An 18,328-nucleotide genomic window follows, 5' to 3' on the forward strand; every position below is an offset into this window, starting at 1 on the left:
CTTCTGTTTGGCTTTATCGATTTCAGCCATGTTCGGGCCTGCATGCTTAAAAGGACCGAACTGCACCGCGAGCGGATTTGTTCCTTAAGGGGGCCAGAATGTTTGAGACAAAAATCTGGGCGGGTGATCGGATAACTGGCTCGCGCGAGGCCCCCCGCGCGCCCTGCGTTTCCCACTGGCGAGGCCCTAACAATCCCCGTCAGAGAAGTTGGAACCGCCAAGCTGCTGCCGTTTCGTCCGCGACGCCATCCACCATTACATGACCGATGCCCCGCGAGCAGCGCTCGATCCGCGCCTCGACGCGGTACACATCACGCAAGAGCGCCGGCGTGACGACATCTTCCGGCGTGCCGCAGGCGAACATCCGGCCCTCGGCGATAACGATGCATTTGTCGGCGAACCGGAGGTGTAATCAAGAATTATCTTTCAGAGCAATTCCAATGTACCGCTTTGGGGGAGAGCATTTCGGGTGATGACGGCTCACGCAAACTATTCGCTGCGCGACGAAATTCGGGACCATTGGTCCGATCGCGCCGAGACCTTCGACCTGCAGGTCGGTCACGAGATTTTTTCCGAGCAGGAGCGCGCCGCATGGGATGCGCTCATAAGCAAACACCTCGGACCCTGCGTCGGACGGGTGGCGTTGGATCTCGCCTGTGGGACGGGCGTGATTTCGCATCTGATTCACGATCTGGGGTTTGTGGTGGCGGGCCTCGACCTGCTCAGAAGCCATGCTCGCCAAGGCACGCGCCAAGGCACAAAACCGCGGCGCCGGTATACGCTTCATCATAGGGGACGCCGAGCGGACGCTCGAGGACAAGGCGAGCTACGATGTCATCGCCACTCGTCACCTAGTCTGGACGCTGGTGGAGCCAAAGGCCGCGTTTGCCGAATGGTTCTCGCTGCTGAAGCCCGGCGGCAAGCTGCTGGTCATCGACGGCGATTTTGTCAGCCGCAACTGGGCGACGAGTTTGCGGGAACTTTGGGAGAAGCTCACAACCGGCAAGTCGCGGGTCGTGGACAATGACCTCGCCTCCATGGCCAGACGCCACCAGAGCATTCTTGCCGGTGTCTATTTCTCGGGCGGCGCACGGGCGGAAGAGATAGGGCGCCTGCTGGCCGAAGCCGGGTTCGATCAGCCCGTCGTCGTCTGGAAACTGGTTGCGATCCATCACGCCCAAGCTCAACAGATGAGTTGGCCCAAGGCGCTCGAACGCGCCACCCAGCACCGCTTCGCGATCTGCGCGACAAAGCCAAAGTAAACTCCTCGGCGCTGCCGGCGTCGGTCGCTCTAGTCAGGGTGGAACTTTAGGGATTTCTAATAATTGCCTGTGACCATTAGGCACGCTCCCTCCACTGCCCGCTGCAGATCGGGCCGCAACCCGATCGGGCCCGCGCTCTCCGCCAGAGGCGCGGGCTTCTTGGTTGCCTCGCGCTTTGCTAGCGTGTGGTGAAAGCAGGCTTCGCTACTGAAGCGTGAACTGCGGGACGCGAAGTTGGCCTCAAGCCGTTTCGTGAGCATTACGATGCCATCGGCCAACTGCATCTTGACGTAAAGCGGGCGCTGAACCTGCTCAACGAACGAACATTCGCGCCACCCCGCGAAATTTCGCCTCAGTCGAACTTGGCCGGCGACGAGAACGGCCGGTCGGCGTCTAGCACGAAGATGGCCAGCTCATCGAGATCGGTTGTGCCGGCGCTGAACACTTCTATCGGCGTGTCGGCCCCGTGTCCGGTCATGGTTGTGCCGGCTTCGGCATAGGTCACGCCGTAGGGCGTTCTCTGGCCGAGCTTGCCGGCCAGCACGTAGAAGGCCTCCGGTCCCGGATGTGTATGGATTTGCGACTTGGCGCCGGGCGCTCCACCGGCGCGGTTGACGCGCAGCAAATGCTCGCTCGCGCTGATCGGAGGAAGGGGCCCGATCTCGACGACCTTGGGTCCGTCGGGCGTGGAGCCATCCTTCGGTCCGAGCGTGAACAGCCAGACCTTGCCTGCGACCTCCGCCGCAAGCGAGGTCGGGCTTGCAGCGCCCTGGGCCTGCGCAAGCGTCGGGAAACTCTCCAGCCGCCAGTCATTGGCCGTGTGAAGCATCTGCGCGGCGAGGACGACTTGCGGCACGCGTCGTTGCAGGATTTCAGGGACGAAGGAACTACGGAATGAGCACCCGCGGTACGAACTTCTTGCACAAAAGGCTGAGCACGGCCTGCCTGAGAGCCATCTGCCTGCACAAAAGGTAGCATTGTCTTAGCTCCAGATGAACGTGAGGAAGAAACCGGCAATAGCAATTGCCGAGATGACATTGGGCCACCATACGGCATCGTGGGCCGGTTTGGCTGGCTTGTACCTGTGCCCCGTGCGGGGCAGCAGGTCCGGATCGTAGCGCACGTGGCGCTTGGGGTCGTATTTGATTGGCCGTTTCATCGCGGGCCTTGACCACCAGCAAGCTTAAGAGGAGGCGCTGTGCTGGCTGACCAAAAACTTGCGCTCAAGGCAACGGAATAGCATCATTCGAACGAACACTGTTCGTCATGACGAGGAGGGAAGTGAATGCTGTCGGCGGCGCTTTCAAAGCTCTTCCGCAACAGATAGGCGGGTCATTCAGAGGGCCGCATAGTCAGTGGCAGTGGTAGTCGCCTGTCTTGTGGTTCTTGTGACAACCATTGCTGTCGGTGCCGCCGCTGTGTGCATAGGCGCTGGTCGCAAAAGCCAAGGTCAAAGCCGCCAATACGGCCAGAATTGCACATTTCATTTTAGCCCTCCCTCAATTAATCTGCACCAAAGTATCTTTGCAGGAGAGGTCCAAGCAACTTGCCGGAGGCGCGCTAGATCGGGGGCCGGCGCCAAGATCGAAGAGATCACGCCGAAGGTGAAGAGCTAGCCGGTCAGCTTAGTGAAGTCGTGGCGGCGCGCGCGAACATGTGCCAGCAAATTCGTTTCATTGACGACCCCGGATTGAAAGAGAGTCAGCGTCGTCGAGGCCAGAATCTGACCGTCTATCGAGGTGCTGTACCATTTAGCGTCGGCGGTTATTTGGTCGACCACCCGCTGGCAGATCGCCCGATCTTCAGGTCTCAGGAACTGGCTTTGCGGTGCTCGTAGCATCTCGACGCCTTTAAAAAGGGGAGTTACTGTGCCTCCCACGCGACACCCATGCTGGTCGCAGACAATGGACCGTAAACGCATTCAGACGGAAAATTGCCATTCATTTGAGCGGTGCAAGCAAGGTCTTAGCGCTTCGCCCTAACGGGGACGGCCCAGCGGCTTGGTTGCGGGGGGACTGGCAGCTGGAGGCCGCTGGGCCTGACCAGCGAGCCTTCGGGGGTGCTCGCCTGGCTGGCGAATACATGCGCTCAAGCTAATGGAATCGAAACATGCGAACGAAGTACGTGGTGGAAATTCCGCTGTGTATAGCCATAAGGTGCCCCGGAATGGGTCAATGCGTCTGGCACCGCACTTGCAAGGTCAGTATGGGGGAATGGGGCGGAGGCCCGTCGCTTCGCAAATGTAGCGGCGGGTCTTCTGCATAGAGGTCCCGTACCAGCCTGCGCACTGCCGTCCGTCTCGCTTTCCTCATCGATCGCCCGGACCGGCAGATAGGCGTTGGTTTCCAGCACGATCTGAATGCGGTCGGATCTACTAATTTTCATTTCAGCCGCGATGGAGTTGAGAGCGTCCTCCGTTGCGGGCGCCGGAGACGTTTCTAAGCATTAATGCGGCGCGGCGCAGGATGACCTGCAGATCCGCGCGTGAGATGTCCGCGATGCGGTCGGCGGCGCTTTCAAGCTCTTCAGCGATAGATTGGCGGGGCATTCGACTAGCGCTGTTCAAGTTCGCTGACTCTAATCTCCAACGCTGCAATCTGCTGCGCCAACTCGCGGAGCAATTCCTGCTGACTATTATGGTTCTCGACCTCTCTGTCGTTAATGTAGTTGACACAGGCGGCCAAGCGCTCGCTGACGCCATTGAAATGGTCAGCTAAATCGCGCGCGATTCTGCTCGCACCTTGCATGCATGTGCTCTTGTCAAAGAGGCTGCTTCCTGCCGGAACTGCGGACAGAACCAGAATTGCCAAAGAGAATATCACCCGACTGCGCATCCCAAATCTCCCGCCTTCATTTCGCGCGAGACTTTCCCTTCCGAAAGAAAAACGCAAGCTCCGCCCGCCGGTGACCTAAGGGTTTAGTCCCGGCATTTGATGGAGAGGATCGAGCCTGAATCGTTTTGGCTCTTTTGTCCAGATTTTGCAGATGAATTCGTATGGTGTGAGTCCCTTCAGGGTCTTTAGCCTGCGTCCGAAGTTGTAGGCGCTGACGAAGTCTGCGAGATGGGCTTCGAGCTGCTGGTGACTGTCCTAGTGGAAGCGTCTGACGGTGGCTTCCTTGATGGTTCGGTTCATCCTTTCGACCTGTCCGTTGGTCCAGGGATGCTTCACCTTGGTCGTGCGATGCTCGATGCCGCTGTCCCGGCAGGTGCGCCCGAAGATGTGCTCCATGGCGGTGCGGTCCTGCTCGCGGTTTTTGAACTGGATACCGTTGTCGGTGAGGATCGTGTGGATTTTGTAGGGAACCGCCGGGGTGAGATGGCGCAGGAACTCGGCCGCGATCATTTTTGTGGCCCGCTTGTGCAGCTCGACATAGGCGAACTTGCTGGTCCGATCGATGGCCACGAAGAGGTACAGCTTGCCTTCGGCCGTCTGCACCTCGGCGATGTCGACGTGGAAATAGCCGATCGGATAGGTCTTGAACTTGATCTTGGCCGGCTTGTCGCCTTCGACTTCCGGCAGGCGACTGATCCCATGTCGCTGCAGGCAGCGATGCAGGGATGAACGCGTCAGGGTCGGAATCGTTGGCTGCAGTGCGTAGAGGCAATCATCGAGCGGCAGCAAGGTGTGCCGCCGGAAGGCGACGATCATTGCCTCTTCCTCGATCGTAAGCACCGTCGAGGAGGGGTTCCTCGGCCCCGTCGGCACATCGGCGACCGACGTCCGCCCCTTCCACTTGATGACCGTCTTCTGGTTGATCCCGTAGCGCTTCGCCAGCGCTCTCAGGCTCTCTTGACTATTTTGATTGCTCGACGGACTGCCTCTGTCGTCGTGGCGCTGCCGTGAAGAACCTGGCCCATAGTGCCTCCTTCGATTCGGAAGAAAAGAATGCACCATCAAAGCTCGGGATCAAACACTTAGGCCACCTTAAAGGCGACCACCCGCTGCCGGCCCTCTCCCGGGCTTTCAAGGGGGTGAGGCATGGTCAGCATCGTAGCTATACGCCCACTCGCATTTCCGGCAATTCCCGCTTCTTGAAATGGCAAAAGGACTTCGCTCCTTTCGACAAACCTGTGCTTCGCTACAAAGTATCGCGCATAGGCGAAGCGCGTCATGGATCGCGGTGTGCACGTTGCGGCTAGCAGCAGCGTCGCCGACCCCATCAGGGCCAGCAGCTTCAAATGGCTGCATGAACAGGCACCCAACCAATGCGCCAGAACAACGAATTGCCTCTTTCAACGGGAGCCATCCACAGAACACATCGCCAGTGAGCACGCTATAGGTCGCGGTCGCCAACGGCCTTATGGCTCGCATTGGTTGATTGGACCAGACGCCAACAGGTTGCCGGACCCTTCAAGCGCCATGCCTGATCTGACCGAACCCGCAAGTGTCAGGATGCTGTGAGCCAATCGCGGAGAGTGGTGGCACTTGCCGTAAGCTTCCTCTTCTGAATGAGAGTACACGCTGCTGACATGACCGGCGATGCAGTGTCAGAAACCCGCAAACTCGGCTGCCTTCCTTCTGAAGGCGGCCGGCGCCTCTGGGGGCGTGGGGTAAGAACGCTTGGCGGCGCCGGCCTGGCGGGTTGGGGTCCGCCACGTGAATAGTAGCGAGCTTGGCGTTTCAGGTAATTCCGCGATCGCGGAAGACGCGTCTACGCGTCCCCATCCGTTTTCGTCGATCTCCCGCCTTGGCAGCTAGGCGTTAGTTTCCAGCCACTCGCGCAGCACGATCGTAATGAGACCCGATCCGCCGATTTCCACCGCAGGGGCGCGCTTGACGATAGCAGGACGAAGTGACTGGCGTTGATTCAATAACCGCGCGGTTTGGCCTTCGGCTCTGGCGAGCTTTCCGACGGGTTTGCAGCCAATTTTGCAGATCGCCGATCTTTTACCCACAGCGACTTTCTTCTTGCCAGTAAATCGTGGCGATCGCCTTCAGCGGTCGCTCGGCTATGCGTCGCAGCAATGGCATAGTCGGCTCTGTTGGTTCGATAGTCCTCTTCTTTTTGCACAGTCATCGTTTGCTCCCAGTTCGTGGCCCCTCTTTTGCCCTACCGGGGAAATTAACTGCCGGTGCATTCCGCGAGTCAATCGATTAAATAATGCACTCTGCAGTCGCGCCTACATCTCATTGTTTTCGATGATGCCGGCTAGCCGTCGGGCAGTTTGGGCGCGGGCGAAGGGGGACGTCTTGAGCCTCGCGCAGGCCCTACCATTCTCGCGTGGAATGGCTCTGGCTCGGCTTCGCGGTGGCTGCGGCGAGCACGTCGGCCGTGTATCGTGAGGCAGTTATTGGCGATGCGGCAATGGCGAATTAGTCATGGCAATGGCTGTGACCGGAAGCGCTCGCTTATGCGCTGTGCTGGAATGCACATGAAGTATGCGCGTGCGCGCCGCTTCGTCGATCTCTCGGCCTTCGAGGAAGTCGTCGATCTGATCGTACGAGACACCATATGCATCTTCGTCCGGCCGAAGCGGAACGAGGTTCTCCAGATCGGCGGTCGGGATCTTGTCAACAAGTTCACACGGAGCGCCCAGATGCGCTGCCAAAGCGCGAACCCTGCGCTTGTTCAACCCGGAAAGCGGAAGAATGTCGGCGGCACCATCGCCGAACTTGGTGAAGAAGCCCATCAATGCCTCAGCCGCATGGTCGGTGCCGATGACCAGCCCTCGGGTGGCGCCGGCGAGCGCGAACTGGGCGATCATGCGCTGACGCGCCTTAATGTTGCCAAGCAAGAAATCCTCGCGGCCGGCATCGCCGAGCTCGACACTGGCCAGCTTGATCGAATCCAGCATCGCGTCGGCAGCCGGCTTGATGTCGACCCGGTGCACTTCATCCGCTCCTATGGTGTCCAAAGCTCGCTGGGCGTCCTTCTCGTCCGCCTGAGTGCCGTACGGGAGACGAACCGCCACGAATCTTGCCTCGTATCCCGCCTTTCGCAGTTCCTCGACGGCCCGTTGAGCCAGAAGGGCCGCGGCGAGTGAATCCACTCCGCCGCTGATCCCCAGCACATACGCACTGAGGCCCGATGCACGAAGATAGGTGACGAGAAAGTCCACGCGCCGGCGCGCTTCCAGCGCGACATCGAAACTCGGAGTGACGCCCAACCCGTCGATGATCATTTCCTGTTCCGTCATGCGCAGTGGTGCTCCTGATGTCACAACATTCCGTCCAGCCGCGCGGCCAGGAGGTCGGCGGTGGTCACCGTCTCGACCTGCATGCCGTAGCGGCTCTCATAGATCGCGAGCATGGCATCGTGGGTCGAGTCAGCTCCGGAACATACCGCATCAGCCACGATGACCACCCGGTAGCCGAGATCGATCGCCCCCATCACAGTGGCGAGCACGCAAACCTCCGTCTCCGCGCCTGACACGATGAGTGAATCAATGCCCGCAGACCGCAGGCGAGCATGCAGTGACCCGTGCCAAGCGGACATGACGGGTTTGTCCTCCAGCAAAGCGGGCGGCACGAACCGCGCCAGTTCCGGAACAAGATCAATCAGCTGAGGATCGAGCCGATCGCGGGTCATCGTCCCCCACTTGTGATAGTACCGCCGCCAGGCGCCGACTGCGTCGTCGGGAGATTGAGGGGGAATAAACCGGGTGAAGATCGTCCGCGCCGGATCAAGTTCGACGAGGGCGACGACATTGGGCAATACACGCTCCATCCACGGCGTGTGCCATTCAGTCGCCTCGGCAAACATCCGTTGCATGTCGACGCAGAGGTGAACCCAGCGCTCACGAAGCGGTCCAAACCGCAGGGCTCGGTCCAATTTCGTCAAGGCCCGACCGCCTCCCTGACAATGCTCTGCGCCTCGGACTTGTCCTGATGACCCACGATCTTCGCTTCCTTGCCTTCGGCGACTTGGCAGCCGACGAAGTAGTCCTCGATATTCTTGAGCTTGTTCAGTGGCATGTAGGCGAACTCATATGGTGGATGCTCCTGGTGCAGCAGGAGCGGTGCCGCCAGGCGGTTGTTGCGTTTGGCGGTTCCCCGCTCGACACATCCGCCGCGATTCCTCCGAGGACGCGGCACCGCAGCAGTGAGCCCATCGGAAGATTGGGATCCGTAAGCAGCGACATTTTTCATTGGATCACCTTCGTCAGCTTGCGTCGAACCGAGAAGCCGAACGAAAAAGGCAACGCGAAACCCAAAGTGAGCAGTTTCTTGGCTCGCAACATCCTGGTCTCAGCATCGTGGGCGTTCTGCGTCCGGCCTTCTTGGGGCGTCTCAACCGCAAAGCTGTAGCCGCCGGCCGCGTAGAGAGAGATATTGTCGATTGACTCGTTCATTTCGGGATAATCCGGTTCGACCATCCGTGTTCCTCGTGGTTCAATTGAGCTCGATCCAGGCCGGCGCATGGTCGCTTGGCTTCTCCCACCCGCGAAGCTCGACATCCACGCCGGCATTACGCAGCCGGTCGGAAAGAGAGGGGCTCACCAGGAGATGGTCCATGCGCAGGCCGGAACTCCGATCGAAGCCGCCCCGGTAGGAGAAATTCCAATAGGTGTAGATGCCCTTCTCCGGATGGATGCGCCGGACGGCATCGATCCAGCCACCTCTGAGCATTTTGGCATAGGCCTGCCGGCTCTCCGGGAAATAGACCGCATCGCCCAGCCATCGCCTCGGCACCACGGCGTCGATTGGGGTTGGAACGACATTATAGTCGCCGCAGAGAACGCTTGGTGCCCCGTCGTCGAGCAAATGCTGGCCGTAGCTGATGAGACGATCGAACCAGCGCAGCTTGTAGTCGAACTTTGGGCCAGGCGCTGGATTGCCATTGGGCAGGTAGAGGCAGCCTACGACTATCCCATCTACCTCGGCCTCGATATAGCGGCTGTGGGTATCGTCTGGATCGCCCGGTAGGCCGCGTCGACGTTCCACCGGCTCGATTCGGCGAGCGAGGATTGCCACACCGTTATAGGATTTCTGGCCGTGCCAGATGGCGCCGTAACCCGCCTCTCTGATCGCATCGACAGGGAACTTGTCGTCCGACGTCTTCAATTCCTGCAGGCAAATGATGTCGTAGTCGGTTTCGCCCAACCACTTCAGGAGCACAGGCAGCCGGCCGTTGACGCCGTTCACATTGAAGGTGGCGATGCGGGTCATGTGCATGCCCCCTCATGAGATACTGGCGGCGACCGGCGCGCAGGGGGGCGTGGCCTATCCCGTTGCGCTGAACCCCCAGCTCTTGGTATCGCCAACTTCGCCGGCATCCTGTGCGGCCGAGGTTCACTTCTTGCCCAGCTCGTCTTCGACCTTCTTGCGACTGTTGCCGAGCGACTTCACCGCCGATTTGACGTCAGCTTTGCTGGCGCCGGTTTTGCCCGCCTCGTACTTCATTTCATGATCCTGCCCACCAGCGACCCTGGCACGGTCCTGATTGCGTCCACGTGTTGTTCCAGTGCTTGCCATTTCTTCCTCCGAGGATTGCCGTTCCAGTCCCAACAACGCAGCCGGACTCTTCCGGTTCAATCCTTCGACGCGCGGGCCATGGAACCGAATCCAGGCCGGGTTTGTTGAATCAGCCCATGTATTCGAGGCCCTCAGTCGACCAGGCGCTCACCGACGACGCCCCCGAGCTCGCCGCCAGCCTGCACGACTTGGCCGACCAGCTGCACACCCCCTGCCCGCCAGCCTGAGCGACCGCGTCGTGCGGCGCAGGCCACCGACCTCGGCCGGGTCGCCAGGGATACCTGGCGCGGCGCCGCCACCGGCGACGCGACAATCCCCGCTGGCCTGGCTGGCGCCCTGGTCACCGATGCATCCGGCATCGGCGACGTGCGCGACCTGATCCACGAAGGCTGCGCCTATCTCGACGGCGCCGCCTATGACCCGGTCATCCTCGGCCTCGCCGCCGTCGGGCTCACCATCGCGGTCGTCACGGTGACCATCCTCGGCGCCACCACGCCGGCACGCGTCGGGGCCACGGTTCTCAAGGCCGCCAGCAAGGGCGGCCGGCTGTCGAAGCCGCTGCGCGGCGAATTGGTGCGGCTCGCCGGCGACGCCGTCGATGGCGAGGCGCTGCGCGCCACGGTGACTCTCGCCAGGGCCGGCGATCTCGCCGCCGCCTGCGCCACGCTTACGGGCGTGCTGCGCCCTGCCCCGTTGGCCACCCTGCGCACAGCCGCCGCCGACCTCCTCGGCATCGTCGCCAAGGCGCAAGGCTACCGCGCCACGGCGGATGTTCTGAAGCTGTGGACATCCGCGGCGGACATGGGCCGGTTCACGCGCCTGTCGGCGCGGTTCGGCAGGGGTTCCGGGGCCTCCTCGCCGTGCTCGGCGCCTCGGCGCTGACGCTCGCCGGCCTGACCGTCACGCTCACCAGTTAGCTGGCTGGCCTCGGCCGTGCTGTGGGCCCTGCTCTACTTCAGCTGGCGGCTCCTGCGCCGGCTGGGGCGGTGAGCTACCCCGTGGGGGCTGTCTGCCTGGCTGTCTGCCCCCACACCCCCGAGGATATTGTAGGACGGTTAGGATCCTGTTTTCGGAGGTGTCATGGCGCGGAGACGGGCTGGCAGGCGGGCGATCAGCTCGCCGATCGGCACGCCCGGCCGGGGGTCGCTAAGACTGGCACGCTGCATGGCCTCAAGGACGGGTGTGGGTCTCCGCATCGTCGACGCTCGAGCCGCCTTCAGCGGCCGGCACCTGACCACGCGCGCTGTCAGTCGGCTTCGCCGGCATGGAACAGGGCTGCACCAGGCGTACCCCAAGCCCCCGCCCAGCCTGGCGCGACGCGTGACCGCCCGCCGCGCCTCGCGCTCGGCGGGTTTGTCATTTCCGCCGCGGTGCCCTTTCCGCCTTGTAAGGGCGGTATCCAGCGACGAACATTTTCTCCACGCTGCTAAGGAGCGATATGACAATTCTTGCGGTAACTTCCAAGCGATACCCGACTCCCCTCTCTGATCGGGGAATCACTTTACCAAATCAATGCGTTTCCACACAGGCTGGACCCAAGGCGGTCGCCATCAGTCAGCAGTAGACCTGCCCAAGCTCCGCCCGACCGAAGAATCCGTGTGTTGCGGCCGCCTTAACGCCGGATGTGAGCGCCGCATCTACCGCTCGCGACTTCGCCTACTACGCTCACTGCCGCGGGCTTTTCGACGGGCAACTCTAAGTTCGGCGAGCGTTGGCCTCCACCAGCCTCTGAAGCGTTCGGTCGGCCCGGCGGATAGCCGAGCGGGCCATGTGCTCACAAGTTCGGCCAGCGTAGCCGAACGCCACCTGCCCCAAACGAAGTCGCCGTTCGCAGGCATTGCGCGGGGGTAGAAGGCGGCTACGTCGGATAGCTCAACCAGTTCACCGGAAATTTCAGTGAAGACGACAATCCCGTACTGCTCGGTTGCGACAGCGCGGCCCAGAGTAGGTAGATCTTGAGCTGGCAGCGGATAGCGATGGCGCCGGCGTTCAGCAGCCCGCTTTTGTGCGGCTTTATATGCTTCGGTGTTCCTGGCGGCTGCTCGTCGCCGTTTCCTCTCCTCCGGTTCGGCATGCTGCGCAGCTTTTTCGATGCTTGGCCATCGGCGCCGTAGCTCTTCATATGAGCGGAACGGAACTCTCCAAGCCCGCAACTCATCGTCCCAACTCGCCCACGGAACAGCGCGCAATTCTTCAAGCACGGTCCTCGAATAGGAGGTGCGAATGCGGAGGTCGTCCGCGATCTCCAGATACTGGCTCGATATTGGGTCGAAGGCGAAGGCATCGCGTCCCTTGCTATCGTCATGGGGCGCCCGTAGCGCTGCCTCTTGCGCCAGCCAGCGGTCGATCCGCCGGGCCGCCGTCTTGCTGGGTACGAACCAGCTGCTGCGCTCGTCGCTCCATCTGGCACGCGGAAAGGTTTGCTGAAACCGCTCGATCGCCATTCGATCGAACGAAAAGCGGGCCTCGGCACCACGTGCATCCTTTTTCTGCGGCGCGGGACGAGCGTTGGATTCCGTCATTGTGCATCAACCGAGTTCGCTGCACGGAACGCAGCGCCGGCCCTAAAAGTTCACCAGCCTGACGGACTCCGCGGAATATGGCGCCTGAAGTGATCCCCGATGCTCGAGACCGGCGAAGTGAATCTTTTCCCACGCTCGGCGGTTAGGGAGAGCCGAGAGGATGACCAATGTCTAAACCAGATGGGAGAGCGGCTTGCGGCCGTGCGGCCGATAAAAGCTCGTTCGTGGCAACCGTGGTGCCGAGACGTTGGCTAGGCGGACGCAGTCACCTTTCCGGAGAGCCGGCAAGCCTACGCCGAAATGCTGGGTAACGGCTGGATTGATGCTGTCCGCCGCATCCCTCCACAGAAAGGCATCTACACGTATTGGAACTTCTCCTACCGGGGCGGTTATGATCGGAGTTCCGGCCTCCGGATGGATCATCTCCTCGTGAGCCCATCACTTTCGAACAGGTTACGTGATGCCGGCGTGGACGCTGATTTGCGAGGTTGGCAAAAGCCGAGTGATCATGCGCTCGCCTGGATAGAGCTCGACCTCTGCGGCAAATAGGCAAATAGTTGAGTGATCCATTGTTCGGCTAGGCGTCTTCGCCGACTGCTGACAAAAATCCCTGCCGGGAATTTCGTTTCCTGCCCTTGATCCTCACGCTGCCTTTCTGACGGCCGCCCTGAACGGACGGTCAATGGTGAAGGCATCTGGACGGATGGCTGCCTCAACCTGGCTCCAGGTCACGGGATGAGCGATTGGGAAGCCAGGTCGCGCTCGTGGGGAGAAGGCGCCGACCGCCGTGTTGCCGCGCCCATTGCGGAGGTAATCAATGAAGATGCGGCCCTTTCGGGCTGCCGGTGCGGCGGAGAGCAGATAGCGATCAGGATGAGCTTCAGCGAGGCGCTTGGCGAACGACCGGGCAAGGGGCCGGGCATTGTCGTGCGGGATCTTCGTCGCAAGTGGGGCCATCAGGTGAATTCCCTTGCCGCCCGTCACCTTCGGCCAGCTCTCTAGGCCTTCTGCTCCCATGATGTCGCGGAGCGCTAGCGCGGTCCGGATGACCTCATCCCACTCGACCCCCTCACCCGGGTCGAGGTCCAGAACGATGCGGTCGGCATGCTCGATGTCATCAACGGTGGCATTCCAAGGATGCAGCTCTACAGCATCCATCTCGACCAGCCCTAGCAGGCCGGCAAGGTCGTCCACCCACACGCGCACACCTTCGCCACCCTCGCGCTTCTGAACGCGCAACTGATGCACTGCTGGCGGGATCTTCGGCAGCGCGCCCTTGTGGTAAAAGGTTGCGCCGAGAGCATGGCGGACCAGCTTCAGCGGTCGGTGGCCGAGATGGACGAGTGCGTGATCGGCAACCCTCTGCCAATAGCGCGCAAGCTCTTCTTTGGACGGCGAGACCGCCTCGGGCAGCAGTTGCAGGATGTTCTCGCTGGGAACGCCATATTCCCGGGCTGGCCCACGTCGCTTTGATGGCGCAGGAGGCTTGGCCGGGATCGCCACGAGGTCTTCTCGCAGACCCTTGAACACGGCTTCACGCAGCACGCCGCGATCTGTTACGCCACTGAATTGCACCTCGGCCAGCACGTCTGGTCTGACCCATGTCGCCTTCGGTTTCAAAATGGGCTCTGACAGAGGCGACTTGCTGATGATCAGCGGGTCAAGCCGCTCTCGAACCAGTCGCGCAGCGCTCAAGGTGTAGCCGCTGCGAGCCTTCCCGGCATAGAGCAGTCGGTCGCCCTCGCGACGGCCTATGTAGAGCGATGCGATCCGGCGCGGGTGAGCGCCGAGCTTTTCCACGAAAGCGACAATGGGGAAGGTGTCGCTCTTGATGCACTTCACTTTGAGCCAACTCGTCTGGATACCCGAGCGGTACGTGGCATCGGTGCGCTTGGAGACAATCCCCTCCAAGCCCATTCGGCAGGCATGTTCAAACACGTCCGTGCCGCTCACCTCCAGATGCTCGGCATAGGTCAGTGTCGGCGCTGAGTTCTTAAGCAGCTTCTCTAGGGCTGCCTTGCGCCTCACCAGCGGCTGCTGTCGTAGATCGCGCCCGTTGAGGTGCAGCAGGTCGAACGCGTAAAAGATGAGCCTCGCCGAGTCTGGATTGCCCAACTCCCGTTCCAAGGCTTGGTAATCCGGCAGGCCGCTGTCGCCGAGAACGACAGCCTCCCCGTCGATGATCGCCGCCTTCACCGGCAAGCCCGCCGCTGTTTGAACAATTCGTCGGTATCGATGCGACCAGTCGTAGCCACGACGCGTGAAGGCCCGCGCTTTACCGCCCTTAATGATCAGCTCGGTGCGGTAGCCGTCGTATTTGATCTCGTGAAGCCATTCGCCGCCCTCGGGCGCATTCTCGACCAGCGTGGGCGACTGGAACTCAATGAAAGCGAGCTGGCCATCCCCAGCTTTGGAACTCATGGCATACTCCTGACCTTCCACCCAAACCTTGCGGCCAGTGAATAGGTTCCGCAACAGGGCTGGCCGGAGGAGTAAGGCCCCGAGCCGGTTTACCCGATCCTTGCTCGAACCGGGCGTGGTTGAGGGAACTCTTAGTTAAGCCGTCGCTTATGTACGAATGTCGCTCCATTGGTTCTCTCCGCCGGTCTCCGTAAGGACCACCCGCCCTGGCATTGCTTATCAGTGCAACAGCGTCGAGGGAGCCGCCGAGCAACTGTTGCAGTGGACCAAGCGTGGCCCCAAGTGGCACAGCGCAGTGCAGCTCTGCATGGATGCCATGATCGATCAGGTGAAACCCGAAGTGGTCCGCAGGGCGTTTCTCGAAGCGGCCAAGGAAGAGGGAAACCTAGTGCCTCCTTAGCATCTGCGACCGAAAGCCCTACTCTTGGTTGGGCACGAACCTAACAAAGAGCATCGTCGGCTCTGCAGCGAGGCGGGTCGTAGAACTGGCAAGCGAGGACCATTGACTTGCCGACTACCGCTGCGCCTTCAGCGATAGTCAAGCTATCCGGCATTTAAGCTGACTTGCAGGGGATTTTCTCTGGCCTTCTCACTATCGATAATTACCTCTTATCGATAGCGATCAGACCAAGGCTTGACCAATCTGCGGAATCGGCGCTATCGTGGTGCAGAACCGTGTTTGTCGTGCATGGCTGGGCTCAGCGCGACGCGAGTCGCATAGCGCGCTACAGCACAGCAAGCTCCTACGAGGACAAAACAATGACCATCACGGTGAAAATTGGCGAGGCCAAAACCCACCTTTCGGAACTGCTCGCTAAGGTCGAGGCCGGTGAGGAGGTGATCATTTCGCGCGGCAACGATCCCATTGCCAAGCTGTCCCGCCTTCCCCAAAACCAGGATCTGGGCGCCTTGATCGAAGAGGTCCGGGCCGCGCGGGCCCACGCAAAACCTGTCACCACCGAGGAAATTCTGGCCTGGAAGCATGAAGGCCACCCTTACTGATGCGTCTCGTCCTGGACGCGTCCATAGCCGCGGCCTGGCTGCTGCCGGAGGAGCACAGCGCGGTCGCCGAGACGCTGGTTGCCGGCCTGACGGGGCGATCGCCGGTGCCGTCGCTGTTCTGGCACGAGGCGCGCAGTGTCGTGCTGATGGCCGAGCGGCGTAGCCGCATCGCCGCAGGCGAAGCGGCCACCGCCATGGCACGGCTGCGCCGATTGCCGCTGGAGGACGCCGGCGGCGGGTCGGACGGCGCGGTGCTGGCGCTAGCGGCCGCGCACGGTCTCAGTGCCTATGACGCCGCCTACCTTGCGCTGGCCATCGAAACCGAGTTGCCGCTGGCGACCCTCGATCGCAAGCTCGCCGTTGCCGCGCGCGGCAAGGGAGTCCACATTTTCGGACCGCTCGCCAATGGCAACTGACCTCGTCGCTCGGCCACCTGGCAATGGTGTTCGACGCGCCGAGGCGCTCGACGCATTGGATTCGGTGCTGCCCTTCGACCGGCGCGATCTTTTGGCCGAAATCCTGACCGACGACGATGTCGCAACGCTGCGCCACCTGGCCAAAGAAGGCATCGGCGCAAACTCTCTCCGCGCGCTGGCCTCCGACCTTGGCTATCTCGAGGCATGGTCTTTTGCCGCCACCGGTTCTCCGCTGCCCTGGCCGGCGCCGGAAACGCTTTTGATCAAATTCGTCGCCCACCACCTGTGGGATTCTTCCCGGCGCGAGAGTGATCCGACCCATGGCATGCCGGCTGACATAGCGGCGTCGCTGGTAGCCCAGGGCCTGTTACGGGTGACAAAAAGACCGCATGCGCCGTCCACCGTGCGCCGGCGCCTGTCGAGCTGGTCCACCTTGACCAGATGGCGCGGACTTGTCGGAAACTTCAACGCGCCGGGGCTGCAGAGCGCCATCAGACTGGCGGTGCGCGCCGGCGCCCGGCCGCGGAACTGCAAGAGCAAGAAAGCGGTGACCGCTGACATTTTGACCGCCCTCCTGAAGGCCTGCGCCGGCGACCGCCTCGTCGACATGCGCGATCGCGCGCTGCTCATCACCGCCTTCGCCTCGGGCGGTCGCCGCCGCAGCGAGGTTTCTGACCTCCGCGTCGAACAGCTCATCGAAGAAGAGCCGGTGCCCGCGGATCCCAAGGATTCAGAGGGGCAAAAAATTCCCTGCCTAAAAATCCGGCTCGGCCGGACCAAGACGACACAGGCCGATGGCGACGCTTTCGTGCTGCTCGTCGGCCGGCCGGTGACGGTGCTGCGAGCGTGGCTCGAGCGCGCCGGCGTCACTGAAGGCGCCGTGTTTCGCGGCATCGACCGCTGGGGCAATCTCGAAGCGCGCGCCCTGACGCCGCAGGCCGTCAATCTGATCCTGAAGCGCCGCATCGCCGAGGCCGGGTTCGATCCGCAAGCCTTCTCCGCCCACGGCCTGCGCTCCGGCTATCTCACCGAAACCGCACGCCGCGGCATTCCGTTGCCCGAAGCCATGCAGCAGTCGCAGCATCGCTCTGTGCAGCAGGCCTCGAACTACTACAATGACGCGGAACGCACGCTCGGGCGGGCGGCGCGGATAATCGTCTGAGTCGCAGATCGATCCGACCCTTGCGGCGCGCCCAAAATCTCAAGAGTCGCCGCCGGCGATAGCCTGCCAAGACTGTGACTGTCACCCACGCTTGCCCTGGGCACCCGTAATGGAAATGATCGCGGGCGCTACCGTGACGAACAGGATATAAGGCTCTCTGGCAGCAAGCTGGTTGAGGGAAGCCCCACCGTCATGAAGCCAATGAACGAAGAGCACCTCGCGGTCCTACGCAGGCACATGGTCGAGATGATTGCAATCCATACCGACCTTGCAAGCGAAGAACTCGGCAAGGCGGCGCTCGATGAGCAGGTGATGGCAGCGATGCGGCGAGTGCCGCGGCATCTCTTCGTGCCAGCCTCGGTTGCACCTTATGCCTACCAGGACATGCCGCTGCCGATCGGTTTCGATAAAACCGTCTCGCAGCCTTTCATCGTCGCTCTCATGACCGATCTCCTCGCGCTGCAACGGCACGAGGCGGTGCTCGAGATCGGCACCGGCCTGGGCTATCAAACCGCAATTCTCGCGGAGCTCGCCGGGCAAGTTTGGAGCGTCGAAATCATCGAGGAATTCGCAAGCCATGCCGAGGCTCTGCTGCAGGGCCTCGGCTTATCCAATGTCGGCATTCGTGTCGGAGACGGGTCGCGCGGCTGGCCTGAGCACGCCCCATACGACAAGATCCTGGTCACCGTGGCGGCTGGGCGGGCGCCGCCGGCCTTGCTTGAGCAGCTCAAGCCGGGGGGACGCCTGGTTCTGCCTGTGGGACCTGAAGATGTGCAGTTGCTGACGGTCATCGACAAGGATGCGGCAGGGCAACTGAAGACTCGCAAACTCATCCCGGTTCGGTTCAGCCGGCTCGAAACGGTCTAATGAGGTGCGACAACTGGCGCGACCGCGCGTTTCCGACCGTCAATCAGATGCCAGCCTTCCGCGTTTCTTCGCTCTTGGTGAACGCGAAGAAACGGTAGAGTCGAGGTGTGGCGCAATGGCGGTAGGTTGAACATATCTGTTTGCCGCCCCTTCGTCTGGCCCTGCCTTATTGATTCAACCTTGGCTCCGTTTCCACACCCCGCTCATCGAACCGGACCTGCAGATCTCCCGCATCCGGCTCTCGGACAAGTACTCACAC

20 protein-coding genes and 4 pseudogenes are annotated in these 18,328 nt (G+C 61.6%); 7 read left to right on the forward strand and 17 right to left on the reverse strand.

Annotated elements, in window-relative coordinates; all coding sequences use genetic code 11:
* Nucleotides 1–199: 199 nt before the first annotated feature.
* A pseudogene (locus NKH91_RS29500) lies at nucleotides 200–406 on the reverse strand (hypothetical protein); the annotation flags it as partial.
* Between the two features lie 63 nt (nucleotides 407–469).
* Between NKH91_RS29500 and NKH91_RS29505 the strand changes: the two are divergent.
* Nucleotides 470–1,262, forward strand: a pseudogene (locus NKH91_RS29505) (class I SAM-dependent methyltransferase).
* Nucleotides 1,263–1,614: 352 nt separating this feature from the next.
* Here the strand turns inward: NKH91_RS29505 and NKH91_RS29510 are convergent.
* The 14 genes and pseudogenes from NKH91_RS29510 to NKH91_RS29575 all read right to left on the reverse strand — a co-directional run bounded on the left by NKH91_RS29510 (nucleotide 1,615) and on the right by NKH91_RS29575 (nucleotide 10,023).
* Complete coding sequence (locus tag NKH91_RS29510) at nucleotides 1,615–2,118, reverse strand: cupin domain-containing protein (protein WP_352885267.1); 504 nt, start codon at nucleotides 2,116–2,118, stop codon at nucleotides 1,615–1,617.
* Between the two features lie 496 nt (nucleotides 2,119–2,614).
* On the reverse strand, nucleotides 2,615–2,749 hold the full coding sequence (locus tag NKH91_RS29515) for a YHYH domain-containing protein (RefSeq protein WP_156948257.1): 135 nt from the start codon (nucleotides 2,747–2,749) through the stop codon (nucleotides 2,615–2,617).
* Between the two features lie 125 nt (nucleotides 2,750–2,874).
* On the reverse strand, nucleotides 2,875–3,102 hold the full coding sequence (locus tag NKH91_RS29520) for a hypothetical protein (RefSeq protein ID WP_023722175.1): 228 nt from the start codon (nucleotides 3,100–3,102) through the stop codon (nucleotides 2,875–2,877).
* A 443-nt stretch (nucleotides 3,103–3,545) separates the two neighbouring features.
* Nucleotides 3,546–3,810, reverse strand: a pseudogene (locus tag NKH91_RS29525) (hypothetical protein); the annotation flags it as partial.
* Between the two features lie 4 nt (nucleotides 3,811–3,814).
* A complete protein-coding gene (gene cutA / locus NKH91_RS29530) occupies nucleotides 3,815–4,096 on the reverse strand; it encodes a divalent-cation tolerance protein CutA (RefSeq protein ID WP_023722176.1) in 282 nt (93 codons plus the stop codon).
* A 75-nt stretch (nucleotides 4,097–4,171) separates the two neighbouring features.
* A pseudogene (locus tag NKH91_RS29535) lies at nucleotides 4,172–5,121 on the reverse strand (IS481 family transposase).
* 950 nt (nucleotides 5,122–6,071) lie between these two features.
* Entirely contained in the window at nucleotides 6,072–6,281 is a 210-nt protein-coding gene (locus tag NKH91_RS29540) for a hypothetical protein (RefSeq protein ID WP_084643038.1), read from the reverse strand.
* A gap of 271 nt (nucleotides 6,282–6,552) precedes the next feature.
* The gene (gene nadE / locus NKH91_RS29545; RefSeq protein WP_352548619.1) at nucleotides 6,553–7,401 is read right to left on the reverse strand and encodes an NAD(+) synthase; all 849 of its coding nucleotides are present in this window, start codon (nucleotides 7,399–7,401) and stop codon (nucleotides 6,553–6,555) included.
* A gap of 20 nt (nucleotides 7,402–7,421) precedes the next feature.
* Nucleotides 7,422–8,045: a cysteine hydrolase family protein gene (locus tag NKH91_RS29550; protein ID WP_352592174.1), complete on the reverse strand. Its 624-nt coding sequence runs from the start codon at nucleotides 8,043–8,045 to the stop codon at nucleotides 7,422–7,424.
* Nucleotides 8,042–8,353 (reverse strand): hypothetical protein, encoded by a 312-nt coding sequence (locus tag NKH91_RS29555; protein ID WP_352592171.1) that lies wholly within the window; start codon nucleotides 8,351–8,353, stop codon nucleotides 8,042–8,044. The genes NKH91_RS29550 and NKH91_RS29555 overlap by 4 nt, the downstream gene beginning before the upstream one ends.
* Nucleotides 8,350–8,580: a hypothetical protein gene (locus NKH91_RS29560; protein ID WP_023722182.1), complete on the reverse strand. Its 231-nt coding sequence runs from the start codon at nucleotides 8,578–8,580 to the stop codon at nucleotides 8,350–8,352. Before NKH91_RS29560 ends, NKH91_RS29555 begins: the two co-directional genes overlap by 4 nt.
* A 16-nt stretch (nucleotides 8,581–8,596) precedes the next feature.
* The gene (gene xth / locus NKH91_RS29565; RefSeq protein WP_352592167.1) at nucleotides 8,597–9,373 is read right to left on the reverse strand and encodes an exodeoxyribonuclease III; all 777 of its coding nucleotides are present in this window, start codon (nucleotides 9,371–9,373) and stop codon (nucleotides 8,597–8,599) included.
* Between the two features lie 123 nt (nucleotides 9,374–9,496).
* A complete protein-coding gene (locus NKH91_RS29570) occupies nucleotides 9,497–9,679 on the reverse strand; it encodes a DUF3606 domain-containing protein (protein ID WP_031195005.1) in 183 nt (60 codons plus the stop codon).
* 131 nt (nucleotides 9,680–9,810) lie between these two features.
* Entirely contained in the window at nucleotides 9,811–10,023 is a 213-nt protein-coding gene (locus tag NKH91_RS29575; RefSeq protein ID WP_352592164.1) for a hypothetical protein, read from the reverse strand.
* 22 nt (nucleotides 10,024–10,045) lie between these two features.
* Between NKH91_RS29575 and NKH91_RS29580 the strand changes: the two genes are divergently transcribed.
* On the forward strand, nucleotides 10,046–10,561 hold the full coding sequence (locus NKH91_RS29580) for a hypothetical protein (protein WP_352592161.1): 516 nt from the start codon (nucleotides 10,046–10,048) through the stop codon (nucleotides 10,559–10,561).
* Between the two features lie 755 nt (nucleotides 10,562–11,316).
* Here NKH91_RS29580 and NKH91_RS29585 read toward each other — a convergent pair.
* Nucleotides 11,317–12,201 (reverse strand): hypothetical protein, encoded by an 885-nt coding sequence (locus NKH91_RS29585; RefSeq protein ID WP_352885266.1) that lies wholly within the window; start codon nucleotides 12,199–12,201, stop codon nucleotides 11,317–11,319.
* 642 nt (nucleotides 12,202–12,843) lie between these two features.
* The gene (gene ligD, locus NKH91_RS29590) at nucleotides 12,844–14,622 is read right to left on the reverse strand and encodes a DNA ligase D (RefSeq protein WP_352885265.1); all 1,779 of its coding nucleotides are present in this window, start codon (nucleotides 14,620–14,622) and stop codon (nucleotides 12,844–12,846) included.
* 157 nt (nucleotides 14,623–14,779) lie between these two features.
* Between ligD and NKH91_RS29595 the strand changes: the two genes are divergently transcribed.
* The 5 genes from NKH91_RS29595 (at nucleotide 14,780) to NKH91_RS29615 (ending at nucleotide 18,069) form a co-directional block, all read left to right on the forward strand.
* Nucleotides 14,780–15,022 (forward strand): DUF982 domain-containing protein, encoded by a 243-nt coding sequence (locus tag NKH91_RS29595; protein ID WP_352885264.1) that lies wholly within the window; start codon nucleotides 14,780–14,782, stop codon nucleotides 15,020–15,022.
* Between the two features lie 359 nt (nucleotides 15,023–15,381).
* Complete coding sequence (locus tag NKH91_RS29600; protein WP_352852019.1) at nucleotides 15,382–15,624, forward strand: type II toxin-antitoxin system Phd/YefM family antitoxin; 243 nt, start codon at nucleotides 15,382–15,384, stop codon at nucleotides 15,622–15,624.
* Entirely contained in the window at nucleotides 15,624–16,040 is a 417-nt protein-coding gene (locus NKH91_RS29605; protein WP_352791596.1) for a type II toxin-antitoxin system VapC family toxin, read from the forward strand. The genes NKH91_RS29600 and NKH91_RS29605 overlap by 1 nt, the downstream gene beginning before the upstream one ends.
* Nucleotides 16,030–17,202, forward strand: coding sequence for a site-specific integrase (locus tag NKH91_RS29610; RefSeq protein WP_352813500.1), 1,173 nt, complete (start codon nucleotides 16,030–16,032; stop codon nucleotides 17,200–17,202). The genes NKH91_RS29605 and NKH91_RS29610 overlap by 11 nt, the downstream gene beginning before the upstream one ends.
* Nucleotides 17,203–17,394: 192 nt before the next feature.
* The gene (locus tag NKH91_RS29615; RefSeq protein ID WP_352885261.1) at nucleotides 17,395–18,069 is read left to right on the forward strand and encodes a protein-L-isoaspartate(D-aspartate) O-methyltransferase; all 675 of its coding nucleotides are present in this window, start codon (nucleotides 17,395–17,397) and stop codon (nucleotides 18,067–18,069) included.
* Nucleotides 18,070–18,328: the final 259 nt, after the last annotated feature.

Source organism: Mesorhizobium sp. M0894, from assembly GCF_040319725.1.
GTDB lineage: Bacteria > Pseudomonadota > Alphaproteobacteria > Rhizobiales > Rhizobiaceae > Mesorhizobium.